Origin of the sequence: Nocardioides epinepheli (assembly GCF_037936805.1) — a bacterium.
GTDB lineage: Bacteria > Actinomycetota > Actinomycetes > Propionibacteriales > Nocardioidaceae > Nocardioides.
Map to the genome: position 1 here is coordinate 35,915 of NZ_JBBMMC010000013.1, position 12,713 is coordinate 48,627.

A 12,713-nucleotide genomic window follows, 5' to 3' on the forward strand; every position below is an offset into this window, starting at 1 on the left:
GATTGCCGGCCGGGCGTGGGGCGTGTCACGTGGACGGTCGGGCATCGACTACCGAGATCAGGGCGAGGTAGGCCCAGCCGAGCCAGAGCGGCCAGGGGGCCATCGAGATCGTCGAAGCGGCCAGGATCACCGCTCCGGCCGCGGCACATCCGAGCACCCAAGGGTCGCCGGCCACCGCCGTCCATCGTTCGTCCCTCGCCAGGCGCTCCACGCCCGCAACTGTGCCCATGCCGGGCGATTAAGTCAAGTAACTTGGGTGTTTTACACGATTTACGGCGACTGGGCGTCCCTGCCGTAGAGCGCCAGCACGCGCGCCTGCCGGTCGGCGTCGGGCGCGACGAGCAGCATCTCGAAGGCGCCGTCCAGGTAGAGCTGCTCCCCGGCGTCGACGGCGAAGGCGGTGAGGAAGTCGAGGGTGACGTCGTCGAGGTCGGCGCGCATGCCGCGGGCCCGGGCGACGTCCCAGGCGTGCAGCGTGAGCTCGAGCGCCTCGATCATCGCGCGGGGCTGCCGGGTCAGGTGCTCCTCGTAGGTGTCGAACAGGTCGGCGCCGGCCTCGATGCCGTTCTGCTCGATCACCGCGGCATGGTTGTCGGCCACGTGCGACACCACGTCGGAGACCGTCCAGCCCGGGCACGACGGCACCGGCAGGTCGAGGTCGTAGGCGGTCAGGTCGGACGTCGCCGCCCGGAACAGCGCGGCGCCACGCGAGTACGCGGTCATGCTCCGCTCCCCGCGACGGCCTCCTCGGCGCGTTCGCGCAGCGCCACGACCATCGCGTCGGGGTCGGCGGCGGAGTACACCGCACTCCCGGCGACGAACACGTCTGCACCGGCCTCGGCGCAGCGCCCGATCGTCTCGAGCGAGACGCCGCCGTCGACCTGCACCCAGGTCTCCAGCCCGTGCCGCTCCACCGCCTCCCGAGCACGCCGGACCTTGGGCAGCACCAGATCGAGGAAGCGCTGCCCGCCGAAGCCCGGCTCGACGGTCATCAGCAAGATCATGTCGAGCTCGGGCAGCAGGTCCTCGTAGGGCTCGATCGGAGTGGCCGGCTTGAGGGCCATGCTCGCGCGCGCGCCGGCGTGCCGGATCTCGCGAGCCAGCCTGATCGGCGCCTTGGCCGCCTCGATGTGGAAGGTGACCGATCCGGCACCGGCCTCGACGTAGTCGGCGGCGCAGCGGTCGACGTCGTCGATCATCAGGTGGGCGTCCAGCGGCAGGGTCGTGCTTCTCGAGAGGGCCTCGACCATCGTCGGCCCGAAGGTGAGGTTCGGGACGAAGTGGTTGTCCATCACGTCCACGTGCACCCAGTCGGCGTTCGGGATGCGGGCGACCTCGGCGCCGAGGGCGGCGAAGTCGGCGTTCAGGATGCTCGGAGTGATCTGGAGGCCCACGGGCATCCACCCTACGGCGCCGCCGCGAGCCGGATCAGGCGGGGACGTCCGGCTCCAGCACGTCGATCAGCTCCCGATAGGCGTCCTCGACGTCGCCGTGCCGGGTGACCAGCCGGTAGGTGTGCGGGCGTGCGGCGACCACGTCGGCGAGTCCGTGGGCGTACTCGACCAGGTGCTCCACGGCGGCCTCGGGCACGCGGGAGTCGATGACGGTGCCGTGCAGCACGACCTCGACGAACTGCGCGCCGGTCTCGACCGCGACGTCCTCGAAGCGGGCGAGCTGGTCCAGCCGCGCCACCAGCTGAGGGACGACGACGTCGTAGCCGGTCTCCAGATGGGCCCGCGCCATCGCCAGGCTCAGGTGCCGCGAGGCCTCGGCGTGGTGTGAGGGGTCGCCGCCGATCCAGCCGCGCAGCGCATCGGCCTCCACCACCAGGACGCCGGGAAGGTCGGCCAGGTAGCGGCGGGCCAGGGTCGACTTGCCCGAGCCGGGCATTCCGTTGAGCAGGATCAGCCGTGCGTCGCTCATTCCGCATCGCCTGCCTGGTCGGCCTCCGGGAGCTCGTCGCGGTCGGCCCACTCCAACAGTGGCGCGAGGTCGAAGGTGCGCTCGGGATCGTCGATCTCGGCGTGCAGGTCGCCGAGCTCGGCGAACCGGTCGGGCATGGTGAAGATCGTGAAGTCCTGGGGCACCGAGTCGTCGATCTCCTCCCACCGCACCGGGGCGGAGACCCGGGCATCGGGGAAGCCGCGGACGGAGTAGGCCGCGGCGATGGTGTGGTCGCGCGCGTTCTGGTTGTAGTCGACGAACAGGTGGTGCGGGTCTCGGTCCTTGCGCCACCAGGCCGTGGTGACGTCGTCGGGCGCACGCCGCTCGACCTCGCGGGCGAAGGCGAGGGCCGCGCGGCGTACCACCTTGTGGCCGTGGTCGGGACGGATGCGGACGTAGATGTGCAGCCCGGAGCCGCCGCTGGTCTTGGGGTAGCCGACCGCGCCCAGCTCGTCGAGGATCTCGTGGGCGACGCCGGCGACGCGGCGCACCTGGGCGTAGTCCGACAGCGGGCCCGGGTCGAGGTCGATGCGCCACTCGTCCGGCTTCTCGGGATCCGCACGCCGGCTGTTCCACGGATGGAACTCGACGGTCGACATCTGCACCGCCCAGATGATGCTGGCCAGCTCGGTCGGGCACAGCTCGTCGGCGGTGCGGTTCCAGCGCGGGAAGTGCAGCTCGACGGTCTCGATCCACGGCGGTGCGCCGGCCGGGAGCCGCTTCTGGTGCACCTTCGGGCCGGCGAGACCCTTGGGGAAGCGGTGCAGCATGGTCGGTCGCTCGTAGAGCGCGTTGAGGATCCCGGGTCCCACGGCGAGGTAGTACTCGACCAGGTCGAGCTTGGTGGCCCCGGACTCCGGGAAGTAGACGCGATCGGGGTTGCTCACCCGCACGACGCGGTCGTCGACGTCGATCTCGACGGCGGGCGCCTTGGCTGTCACCGGCCCAAAGTAGCGTTACCGACGTGGACTTCGACCAGCCTCCGGTGGTGCGTGTCGACGTCGAGCCTCGCGAGGATCTCATCCGAGGCGAGTGGCCGATGACCATCCCGGCGGTCGCCCAGCTGGCTCGCGAGGGTCTCGACCTCCCCCGCGGCGTCACGTTCCTGGTCGGCGAGAACGGTTCGGGCAAGTCCACCCTCGTCGAGGCGGTGGCCACCGCCTACGGGCTCTCACCGGAGGGCGGCTCCACCCACAGCCGGCACTCGACCCGGGCGACCGAGTCGCCGCTGGGACGCTCGCTGCGTCTGCAGCGCGGCCTCGGGGCGTCCCGCTGGGGCTTCTTCCTGCGAGCCGAGACGATGCACGGCTGGTACTCCTACATCGAGGCGCAGGGCGCATCCGGCGACCCGGCCTTCCACGAGATGAGCCATGGCGAGTCCTTCCTCGCCGTCCTGCGCACCCGCTTCGACAGCCCGGCGTTCTACTGCCTGGACGAGCCGGAGGCCGCGTTGTCGTTCTCCTCCACCCTCGGCCTCATGTCGAGCCTCCACGAGCTCGCCGCCGACGGGGCTCAGGTCCTGTGTGCCACCCACTCCCCCGTCCTCGCCTCGCTCCCCGGCGCCACGATCCTGGAGGTCGGCGAGTGGGGCCTGCGCCGCGCCGCGTGGGAGGACCTGGAGCTGGTCACGCACTGGCGGGCCTATCTGGAGGCTCCGGATCGGTACCTGCGGCACGCGCTCGCCGACTAGGCCGCGCTCTCGCCCGCCGGAGGTTGAGCCAGCGAGCGTCAGCGAGCGCTGACGAAACCCCGGCGACCGATTGCGTGACTGTGGCGGGTTCTTGTTGCCTCGGTGCATCGACTCGCCTGGGTGGTGGGTGGCCGCGCGCGTAGCCGATCGAGTCACGCCGTCAAGGACGCTCGCTGCGCTCGCGCCACTGCGTGGCGGACTTCGTCCGTCCTTGACTGCGAGCCTCTTTCGATCGACTGGTCCGGCGCGCTGCCGGCACGGGCTCCGCCCGCGCCGCCGCCTGCGCGGCCACCCCTGCCGTTCCGCGGCCGCCCACTCGCCCGTACCCGACTCACCCAGCTCGCGCTCCCGAGGGCGGTCACGAGGTTTCGTCGGCGCGGCCCGCGCTCGTTCCTCACGCGCGCCGCTTGCTCAACCTCCGAGGAATCGCCCCGGCCGGAGGTTTAGCAAGCGAGCGCAAGCGAGCGCCGACGAAACCCCGGCACCCACATAGCCAACGGGACCACCGAGAACCCCAACACGTCCGAACTAGAACACACTAGCGAATCAACGCAGATCGCGGTAGAATCACACATGCCCACAGCCACCCGCCACGTCGACCCGGCCCTCGCCGCGGTCCGTGCCGCGGAGACGGTGGTACGCGAGGCAGAGGTCGCCAAGCTCCACGCGGTGCTGGCGTGGGCGGGCGAGCACACCATCGAGTGTGCTGGGGATCCGGATCGGATGTCGTTCGGGGAGTGCCCGCTGCATCTCGGTGGGCCGGGATGTCCGGTGGTCGATGAGTTCGCGGCCTACGATCTCGCTGTCGCGTTGGGGCTGTCCTCGGAGAGCGGGTGCGCCTATCTTGGTCAGGCGCTGGAGCTGCGTTACCGCCTCCCGCGGCTGTGGGCGGCGGTCACCGCGGGACGGCTGGTGGTGTGGAAGGCCCGCAAGATCGCCGAGGCCACCATCGCTCTGCCCGTCGAGGGGGCCGCCTACGTCGACCAGCGCTTGGCCCAGGCGGTCACGAAGATCTCCTTCGCCCAGATCCGCCGCCTGGTCGAGGAGGCGATCCTGCGCTACGCCCCCGACCAGGCCAAAGAGGAGACGACCGACCGGCGCCGCGTGTTCGTCGACCTCCACCTCACCGACTCCCACGGCAATGTCCCGGTCGACGCGGTCCTCGCCGCACCGGATGCCCACGACCTCGAACACGCCCTGCGGGCCGGCGCGAAACGGTTGGCCGAGGCCGGGTCCGAAGAGACGTTGGATGTCCGACGGTCGATAGTGCTCGGTGAGCTTGCTCGCGGCGACCAGGCCCTCGACCTTCCCGGCCCGTCGGTGATCGTCCACCTCCACCAAGACTCACCCGACGTCGGCCGCTGCGAGACCACCCGGTCCCCGGTCACCCTCGAGACCATCCGCACCTGGGTCGGCAGCGCGGCGAAGGTGTTCATCCGTCCCGTGATCGACCTGAACGACACCGTCCACGTCGAGGCCTACGAAGCCCCCGACCGGCTCCGCCGGCACATCGAGCTCCGCGACCTGACCTGCGTGTTCCCGCATTGCCAGAAGCCGGCCACCCGCTGCGACCTCGACCACGTCTGCCCCCACAGTCGCGGTGGCGCGACCTGTTCGTGCAACCTCGCCCCGCTGTGTCGTCGCCACCACCGCGCGAAGACCCACGGCACGTGGCGCTACCTCATCGAACACCCCGGCTCCTACCGCTGGACCACGCCGTCCGGCCAGACCTACCGCCGCGACCACACCGGCACCGTCGCCCTCACCTACGCCGAGCCCTGACCACCCCGCCGCGACACCCCCGCCCACCACGGCGGGGCTACCGGCACGCCGCGAGTGAACTCCGTATGGCGCGGACGTGGCTAGGCCTCGAAACGGCCATCGCCCGGCAAGTCCGTGGTCCTCGACACATCCCGGTGACATAGCGGTTCCGGCTTTCGGAGCGCGCGAGTGATCCGTGCTAGAACTCGCCCGGAAGTTCCCTCCGATCACCAACATCTCAGGAGTCATCGTGTCGATGCGGCGCACCGCTGCAGCCTTCGTCCTATCCACCGCTCTGGCCACCGTCGGAGCCCTCGCGCCGGTGAGCACCGCCGGCGCTGTCGAGCACTCCGACCGTGCCGCCGCCAAGGGCTGCGTCTCCAAGAAGGAGTACCGCAAGCTCAAGAAGGGCATGACCATCGCCAAGGTCAAGCGGATCACCGGCACCGCCGGCAAGCAGACCGTCGGACCCGTCGCGCTCCCCGACGGCCAGTGGGTCGTCGGCCGCGCCTACAAGGTCTGCACCTCGAAGAAGGGCGCGGTCGGCATCTCCTTCAAGGGCCCCAAGGGCAAGTACCGCCTGGCCTCCAAGTCTGCCGTCTGGCGCTGAGGTCACAATGAGCTGTGGACGTCCTCCTGGCCCCTGACTCCTCAGGGGTGCAGGCGGGCGTCCTCGGCTCGCCCACCGAACGAGCCTCGCTGAGCTGGGACGAACTCGCCGTCCGCGCGGACGGCGAATGGGCCGAGGCTCGCTGGGTCTGGCCCGACACCGCGTCGCTGTATCCGCCGCTGCTCGCCCGCGGCGTGAGAGTGCCACGCTGCCTCGACCTGCGCCTGACCCGCACGATCCTCGACCGGATCGAGCCCGGCGACGTCGTCCCGGTCTGGCTGGAGCGCCGCGAGGAGACCGAGGGCACCCTGCTGGACCTGCCTCGCGTCGAGGCCACCCTCGACGACCTGGCGGCCGAGGTCGCCGACCAGGCCCGGCGGATCGCGCAGGTGAGGGACCCCGAGCGGCTCCGACTGCTCTGCGCGGCCGAGTCGGCCGGCGCGCTCATCGCCGCGGAGATGCGCGCCGACGGGATGCCGTGGTCCCGCGCCCGTCACGACGAGATACTCGCCGACCGGCTCGGGCCGCGTCCGCCAGCCGGGTTCCGGCCGCGCGAGATGGACCGGTTGGCGACCGAGATCGCCGATCTCCTCCAGGCCCCCCGGCTCAACCTCGACTCCCCCGTGGCACTGCTCAAGGCGCTACGTCGTGCCGGCCTCTCGGTCGAGTCGACGTCGAAGTGGGAGCTGCGGCGTCTGGACCACCCGGTCGTGGAGCCCCTTCTCGCCTACAAGTCGCTCGCGCGACTGCTCGCGGCCAACGGCTGGGCCTGGCTCGACGCCTGGGTGGCGCCGGGTCGCGAGGACCGCGCCGACCGGTTCCGCACCGACTACGTGCCCGGTGGTGTGGTGACGGGCCGCTGGGCCACCAGCGGTGGGGGCGCCCTGCAGATCCCCAAGTCCGTTCGGGGCGCCGTCGTCGCCGATCCCGGCTGGCGGCTCGTCGTCGCCGACGCCGCCCAGATCGAGCCGCGCGTGCTCGCCGCGATGGCGCGCGACGTCGCCCTGGCCACCGCCGGTCGCGGCGACCTGTATCAGGGGCTGGTCGACTCCGGGGTCGTCGACACCCGCGACCACGCCAAAATCGGGATGCTCTCGGCGCTCTACGGCGGCACCTCGGGCGAGGCGGGCCTCCTGCTCCCACGCCTCAAGCGCGCCTATCCAAAGGCCGTCGGCTACGTCGATCGCGCCGCCGCGGACGGCGAGCGCGGACAGGTGGTGCGGACCTGGCTCGGGCGCACCTCTCCCCCACCCGGCTCGGCCTGGCGCGAGGTGCAGGACCGCGCCGGACAGGGTGATGCCTCCGACTCCGACGAGCGCCGAGCCCGCAGCCAGGCACGCGACTGGGGCCGCTTCACCCGCAACTTCGTCGTCCAGGGCACGGCGGCCGAGTGGGCGCTGTGCTGGATGGCCGGCCTGCGCCGTCGCCTGGAGGCATTGGCACCTGTCGGTGGCTCGACGTCGCTCGCGCCGGGCCGCGGCCGCCCCCATCTGGTGTTCTTCCTCCACGACGAGATCGTCGTGCACACCCCCGCCGAGGTCGCCGAGCACGTGCGCGACCTCGTCGTCGAGGCCGCCGAGTCGGCCGGGCGGCTGATGTTCGGGACCTTCCCGATCACCTTCCCCCTCGACGTCGCGATCGTGGAGACCTACGACCAGGCCGGGTGAGGTGTCGAGCGCAGCGGGTTGCCGACCACGAGACGCAACGACTCCCGCAGGCCGCAGTGCGGCTTGGTCATGTAGGCGAGCTTGCGGGTGCGGCCGGTGTCCAGTCGGATGCGGAGGCGCCGGACGAGTGGGCGGACGCACACCTCGCTCACGCTGATGCTGCGCTGAGCACCGGTTTCAGAAGCCGATCACCGAGCCGAACAGCAGGGCCGGACTCAGGCCCGGCAGGGTTGCCAGTCGCGCGATGGACCGAGCTCACGATCCGCCGCGACGGCGCCGGGGGCCGGGTAGTGCTGCTTGATGGTGAACGCGTAGGGGGTCGGGCCGTGCCGACGTAGGTGCGCCAGCCGCTCTTCGGCGTCGGCCGTGGAGGGGCGGTGACCGGCGGGCACCCACCAGCACACGAGGTACCCCTCGGCGATGGGCAGGAACCACTCGCGGCGCCGCCGCATCACCTCGGCATGCGCCGAGCGGTACACGTAGGCCGTCATCGACTCCATGTCGCGCCACGTCGACAGGTTGGTGATCACGCCCACGCCCTCCCGCTGTTCGTCCGCGAACGCGACGATGCTGGTGGCGTCACCGTCCTCGGTCTGCAGGCGCCATACGAAGCCGTCGGCGGCATCGGCAAGCGCGTTGATCGGCTCGAGCTGTGCGACGAAGTCGGACAGGCGCGGGCTGTCGAGATCGTCGGCGAGCCGTGCGATGTTCACCTCTGCGAGTTCGTAGTGCATGCCGCGACCATAGATGACGGGCCACAGGGCATGACCCCGGTTCTTGGACAGCTGAATCCAGCACTTGCTGGAGAGGCCGGATGATCGACGAACCAGGGCCAGGACGAACTACTCCGAGGAGTTCTGTCGTCAGGCCGTCGACTTCATACGAGTCCACCCCGGGCGCGGTACGGAAGGGCATTGCGGCAGATCTGAGCGTCGTGCGGGGCACCTTGACACCACGACACCGGCCCACTCGATCCGGCGAGAACGCCACTCCGCGACCACGCCGTAGCTCATCGACGCCAGGGCGAACCCGATCGCCCGAACCCGATCACCTTCCCCCTCGACGTCGCGATCGTGGAGACCTACGACCAGGCCGGGTGAGGTGTCTCGTGGCGCCGGTCGGAAGTTGTTGGACGGTTGGCGTCTTCAAGGTGAATGCATCAGGGTGCCGGGGATCCGCAGTCGTGCCGGCCGTCCCCTGCGGATTCCCGGTGCCGCGGGGTGCGTGCCGTGGTGGCGCGAAGCGCTCAGGAACTGTCGCCACGCGGCACTAACGCAGCCGGTTGCCGACCACGACCCGCAACGACTCCCGCAGGTCGCCGTGCGGCTTGGTCATGTAGGCGAGCTTGAGGGTGCGGCCGGTGTCCAGTCGGACGCGGACGCGCCGGACGCGTGGGCGTACGCGTACCTCGCTGACGCCGTCCCAGCTCGTGACGCTCGCCCCACGACCGTGCAGCAGTGCCTCGGGACCAGCACGGTCGACGCGCTCGAGCGAACGCAGGGGACGAAGCTCCATCAGGCCGACCAGGTCGATGCCTCGCGTCCGCAGGTCGCGCGGGATCGGCGCGACCACGAGCCCCGCCTCGGTGACGCCGAACACCCTGGACCGGCCGGAGTAGGCCAGGCTCAGGAAACCCGACTTGAGCACGGCCGGACGTACCGGGGCCCGACTCGGGTCGGGAATCACGTGTGCGATCCCCGCACCATCGATCACGGCGGCCAGCGTGGCGTGCTGCGTGGGCAGCGCGCTCCTCGATGCGCACGCAGCGACAAGCGAGCGGACGTCGAGGCGACGACCCTCGACGTCGTGGAGCTCGGGCCCGCCGATCCACGACAGTCGGTACGACGCGCCACACCGGCCGGCCAACTCCGCCTCGACGGCACCGGTCAGCATGTTGGTCGCCACAGCCTCGGAGACGGCATCGGAGACGCCGGTGCCCACGAGATGCTCGACCAGGATCCGCGCGCTGCCCTGCTCCAGAATGGTCGCGGCGTCTCCGAGGGACTGGCGCAGATCGACGGCGTCGCGACGGGCTCGGTCGAGGCCGACCCGGTGCACGAACTCCGCCCACGGGGTCGCGGCGAGAACCGTCCCGCCGAACAGAAGCTCATCGACGTCTCCGAGCACTCGGTCGGCGTCGCCGAGCATCCGCCATGCGCCGGCCTCACCACCGACCCGGCCGGGCAGCCCCCACGACCGCACCTGTGCCACCCGATCTCCCAACGGGAGGTGCGACTCGACTCGGGGTCTCGCAGGCTTCGGGTCCTGGCCGATCGGGTCGTCGGCCGGGCTGGACGTCGAGGCGAAGTACGACCCGAAGGCCAGAGCCGCCGGAAGTGGTCGGAGTCCGGTTTCCTGGCCGGCTAGGAGGAATCGACGGTGGTACTCGACCCACGCACGGGAGATCCGCACGTGCGCCTCGAGCGCGGACGCGAACATCTCGCTGCCCACCAGCTCGGACGCGGAGCGATCTGCCCAGATCTCCTGCCGGGCGCAGACCCTGGCGGACACAGCCAGCGCGAGGCGGTCGCCGATGATCGGCTCCTCGGCCCGGAGTATCCGGTCGCGCATCCGATAGATGACAGGGCGCAGTCGTCCCTCTCCGGTGCTGAAGTGCGCCAACTCGTGAGCGGTCAGGCCCAGTAGCTGATCGCGGCTGAGCACCACCAGCGCTGCCGCACCGATCAGCAGCCGGCGCCGGCCCTGTCTGAGACCACCGAGCACGCCGTCGTCCTCGACCCGGACCGCGCTGCCTGGGACGATTCGGATCTCGTCCGGTGCGACCGCGTCGACGGCGGTCGCCGCCTCGGCAGCCACCGCCCTCAGCTCCGCCTGGTCCTCCGCAAGCAGGCCGGGCGGGTGCTCGTTGTCGGCCTGACGGTCGCGGCGCCCGACCAGAAGCGCGATCGCCGCGAAGGCCAGGGTCAGCACCAGACCCCTCAGGAGGCCGGCGAGGTAGTCGTCGCGGTAGAGCACCGAGATCGCGACGGAGATCGCGACGCAGAGGATGCCGAGCAGCACCAAACCGCCGGCCCTCGCGGCCACCAGCACCGCGAGCACTGCGCCGTCCCATCGCGATCCGCTCATGGGCGAAGGGTAGGTCTGCTCGTCGTGCCGCGCAGGCGGTTGGGAACACCGATCGCTACCGGATCGGATGCTCGACCTCACGTTCGCGCTCGACGCCGTCGTGGGGCAGTTCGACCAAGGAAGCGGCCGACCACCAGTCGATCACCCACAACCAGCCGCAACGCCTCGTGAAGGTCGCCATACGGGGCGCCGGTGTAGGGGAGTCTGACGATGCCGCCGAGCGCAGACTTGACCCGCATCCTGCGCCGCCACCTGGTCCACCGGACCTCGCTCACCTCCACCCAACGGATCACCCGCGCCCCGGGCGTTGCGATCAGCGCTTCGGGGCCCGCGCGATCAACACCTGCGAGGATCGCCTCCTCGGTCATTCGCAGCCCGGTGCGCACCCGGGCTATCACCAAGGCATCGACGGTGACGGCGAAGACGCGGGACCGTCCGATGTAGGCCAGGCTGAGGAACCCGTCCTTGAGCACGACGGGAGCCGCGAAGAGCGGCCCGATATTCGGGACCACCTCGTCCAGGCCGAGATCGGCGATGACCGCCGCCAGAGCCTTCCGGGGTGCGACACCGGCGTCGGCCGCAGCGCTCGCTGCGACCAAGGAGCGTACGTCGAGTCGTTGTCCTCCCGAGTCGCGCAACTCGACGGGAGACTCCCACGACGAGTGATACCTCGCACCTGCACGGTCGACGAAGGCGACCTCGAGCGCCGCCGTCAACAGGTCTGTGGCGAGTTCCTCCATGTCGGCCTCGGACGCGTCCGGACCGGTGAGACGTTCGACCAGCGCCCGGGCACCACCCCACGACAAGACCGCGGCCGCCTGAGCGATCGGCCAGTAGAGATGGGCTGCGGCATGCCGTGCACGATCCAGCGCGATCTGATGGACGAACTCAGGGAGAGCCACCGGTTCCAGCACCGTGCCACGTGCCCACTCCTCGTCGGCCGCATCGAGTAGTTCACCGAGCTCGAGGTCCGACCACGACGCGGGCGCTGAGTAAGGGCCTGCCTCAGTGGTGTCGACCCCGCTCCCGGCGTCCAGAGCCGCCACAGCAGCGTCGAGGTCTGCTTCGTCATCCTCGGTCATCGCGGCGAAGTAGTCGCCGAAGTCCCGCGACGCATGGGCGGGACGTATGCCCAGATGGAAGCCGGAGCTCATCTGCCCCGTGACATAGCCCGGCCACACGAGGCTGACGACTGGTCGTACCTCGAGCGCGGAGCGTAAGGAGTCGCTGCTCGTGAGTTCGGACGCGAGGCGTTCAGCCTGCGCCTCCTGCTCGCGACAGACCGTCGCCCCGAGTCGTCTGATCTGGCCGACTGCCCGGTTCCACCACCGCGACCTGGCGTTGACCGGAGGGCGCTCCTCGTAGGTGAGCGAGAGGCGGGCACGATAGATCTCAGGCCGGAGGCGGCCCGAGCGTGTGCTGTACAACGCGAGCTCGCGAGCTATCACGCCAAGTCGCTGATCGCGATCGAGAACAGCCAACTGCGCCGAGCCGAGGAACAGTCGCCGCCGCCCTGGGAGCAGCCCGCCGACGCGACCCAGATCGACCACTCGAATCTCATCGTGCGCGACGATGCGTATCTCGTCCGGCACCGGTGCGGCGACCGCCTCCGCAACCGCGGCCACCTCGGCCCACAGATCCGAGTCGTCGGACACCACGACACCGGCCCACTCGATCCGGCGAGAACGCCACTCCGCGACCACGCCGTAGCTCATCGATGCCAGGGCGAACCCGATCGCCCCGAACATGTGGGAGGGGACGTCGAGCCCGCGCAAGGCGATGACTGCGATCGGGAGGGAGGCCACGACGGCGACGGCGAGCAGGCCCACGACCGAGTAGATCGCCAGGCGCACGGCCACCAGCGACGCGAGTGTGGCTGCGTCGCCCAAGCGTCTACCCACCGCGGCAGGCTAGTGGTCCGGTGCGCGTCAGGCTGCCGAACTCGGAAAGAGGG

General features: G+C 70.6%; 13 protein-coding genes. 4 read left to right on the plus strand and 9 right to left on the minus strand.

Translation table 11 applies throughout. The features are described from left to right. Positions 1–25: 25 nt before the first annotated feature. The 5 genes from WMR31_RS16785 to ligD all read right to left on the minus strand — a co-directional run bounded on the left by WMR31_RS16785 (position 26) and on the right by ligD (position 2,885). Positions 26–175 carry a hypothetical protein gene (locus WMR31_RS16785; RefSeq protein WP_340540021.1) on the minus strand — a complete coding sequence of 50 codons (150 nt, stop codon included), beginning with the start codon at positions 173–175 and terminating at the stop codon, positions 26–28. A gap of 95 nt (positions 176–270) precedes the next feature. Continuing rightward, positions 271–723: a maleylpyruvate isomerase N-terminal domain-containing protein gene (locus WMR31_RS16790; RefSeq protein WP_340540022.1), complete on the minus strand. Its 453-nt coding sequence runs from the start codon at positions 721–723 to the stop codon at positions 271–273. After that, positions 720–1,400, minus strand: a complete 681-nt coding sequence (gene rpe / locus WMR31_RS16795) for a ribulose-phosphate 3-epimerase (RefSeq protein ID WP_445321641.1) — start codon at positions 1,398–1,400, stop codon at positions 720–722. Before rpe ends, WMR31_RS16790 begins: the two co-directional genes overlap by 4 nt. A 28-nt stretch (positions 1,401–1,428) precedes the next feature. Next, positions 1,429–1,923 carry an AAA family ATPase gene (locus WMR31_RS16800; protein WP_340540024.1) on the minus strand — a complete coding sequence of 165 codons (495 nt, stop codon included), beginning with the start codon at positions 1,921–1,923 and terminating at the stop codon, positions 1,429–1,431. Further along, positions 1,920–2,885 (minus strand): non-homologous end-joining DNA ligase, encoded by a 966-nt coding sequence (ligD, locus tag WMR31_RS16805; RefSeq protein ID WP_340540025.1) that lies wholly within the window; start codon positions 2,883–2,885, stop codon positions 1,920–1,922. The genes WMR31_RS16800 and ligD overlap by 4 nt, the downstream gene beginning before the upstream one ends. A 23-nt stretch (positions 2,886–2,908) precedes the next feature. Here ligD and WMR31_RS16810 point away from each other — a divergent pair, with 23 nt between their 5' ends. The 4 genes from WMR31_RS16810 to WMR31_RS16825 all read left to right on the plus strand — a co-directional run bounded on the left by WMR31_RS16810 (position 2,909) and on the right by WMR31_RS16825 (position 7,672). Beyond that, positions 2,909–3,634, plus strand: coding sequence for an AAA family ATPase (locus WMR31_RS16810; protein WP_340540026.1), 726 nt, complete (start codon positions 2,909–2,911; stop codon positions 3,632–3,634). 573 nt (positions 3,635–4,207) lie between these two features. Next, complete coding sequence (locus WMR31_RS16815; RefSeq protein ID WP_340540027.1) at positions 4,208–5,416, plus strand: HNH endonuclease signature motif containing protein; 1,209 nt, start codon at positions 4,208–4,210, stop codon at positions 5,414–5,416. A gap of 229 nt (positions 5,417–5,645) precedes the next feature. Next, on the plus strand, positions 5,646–6,005 hold the full coding sequence (locus tag WMR31_RS16820) for a hypothetical protein (protein WP_340540028.1): 360 nt from the start codon (positions 5,646–5,648) through the stop codon (positions 6,003–6,005). A 14-nt stretch (positions 6,006–6,019) separates the two neighbouring features. Next, positions 6,020–7,672 (plus strand): bifunctional 3'-5' exonuclease/DNA polymerase, encoded by a 1,653-nt coding sequence (locus WMR31_RS16825; protein ID WP_340540029.1) that lies wholly within the window; start codon positions 6,020–6,022, stop codon positions 7,670–7,672. Here WMR31_RS16825 and WMR31_RS16830 read toward each other — a convergent pair. The 4 genes from WMR31_RS16830 to WMR31_RS16845 form a co-directional block, all read right to left on the minus strand. Continuing rightward, complete coding sequence (locus tag WMR31_RS16830) at positions 7,654–7,824, minus strand: hypothetical protein (RefSeq protein WP_340540030.1); 171 nt, start codon at positions 7,822–7,824, stop codon at positions 7,654–7,656. The genes WMR31_RS16825 and WMR31_RS16830 overlap by 19 nt on opposite strands. A 63-nt stretch (positions 7,825–7,887) precedes the next feature. Beyond that, positions 7,888–8,406: a DUF3291 domain-containing protein gene (locus WMR31_RS16835; protein WP_340540031.1), complete on the minus strand. Its 519-nt coding sequence runs from the start codon at positions 8,404–8,406 to the stop codon at positions 7,888–7,890. A 535-nt stretch (positions 8,407–8,941) separates the two neighbouring features. Further along, on the minus strand, positions 8,942–10,759 hold the full coding sequence (locus WMR31_RS16840; RefSeq protein WP_340540032.1) for a hypothetical protein: 1,818 nt from the start codon (positions 10,757–10,759) through the stop codon (positions 8,942–8,944). A gap of 77 nt (positions 10,760–10,836) precedes the next feature. Next, positions 10,837–12,414: a M48 family metalloprotease gene (locus WMR31_RS16845; protein WP_340540033.1), complete on the minus strand. Its 1,578-nt coding sequence runs from the start codon at positions 12,412–12,414 to the stop codon at positions 10,837–10,839. Between the last annotated feature and the right edge of the window lie 299 nt (positions 12,415–12,713).

Excerpts from the sequence above, each read along its gene's own strand:
- WMR31_RS16790 (WP_340540022.1), bottom strand. The coding sequence starts at position 723 with ATGACCGCGTACTCGCGTGGCGCCGCGCTGTTCCGGGCGGCGACGTCC.
- rpe (WP_445321641.1), bottom strand. The coding sequence starts at position 1,400 with ATGCCCGTGGGCCTCCAGATCACTCCGAGCATCCTGAACGCCGACTTC.
- WMR31_RS16800 (WP_340540024.1), bottom strand. The coding sequence starts at position 1,923 with ATGAGCGACGCACGGCTGATCCTGCTCAACGGAATGCCCGGCTCGGGC.
- WMR31_RS16815 (WP_340540027.1), top strand. The coding sequence starts at position 4,208 with ATGCCCACAGCCACCCGCCACGTCGACCCGGCCCTCGCCGCGGTCCGT.
- WMR31_RS16835 (WP_340540031.1), bottom strand. The coding sequence starts at position 8,406 with ATGCACTACGAACTCGCAGAGGTGAACATCGCACGGCTCGCCGACGAT.
- WMR31_RS16840 (WP_340540032.1), bottom strand. The coding sequence starts at position 10,759 with ATGAGCGGATCGCGATGGGACGGCGCAGTGCTCGCGGTGCTGGTGGCC.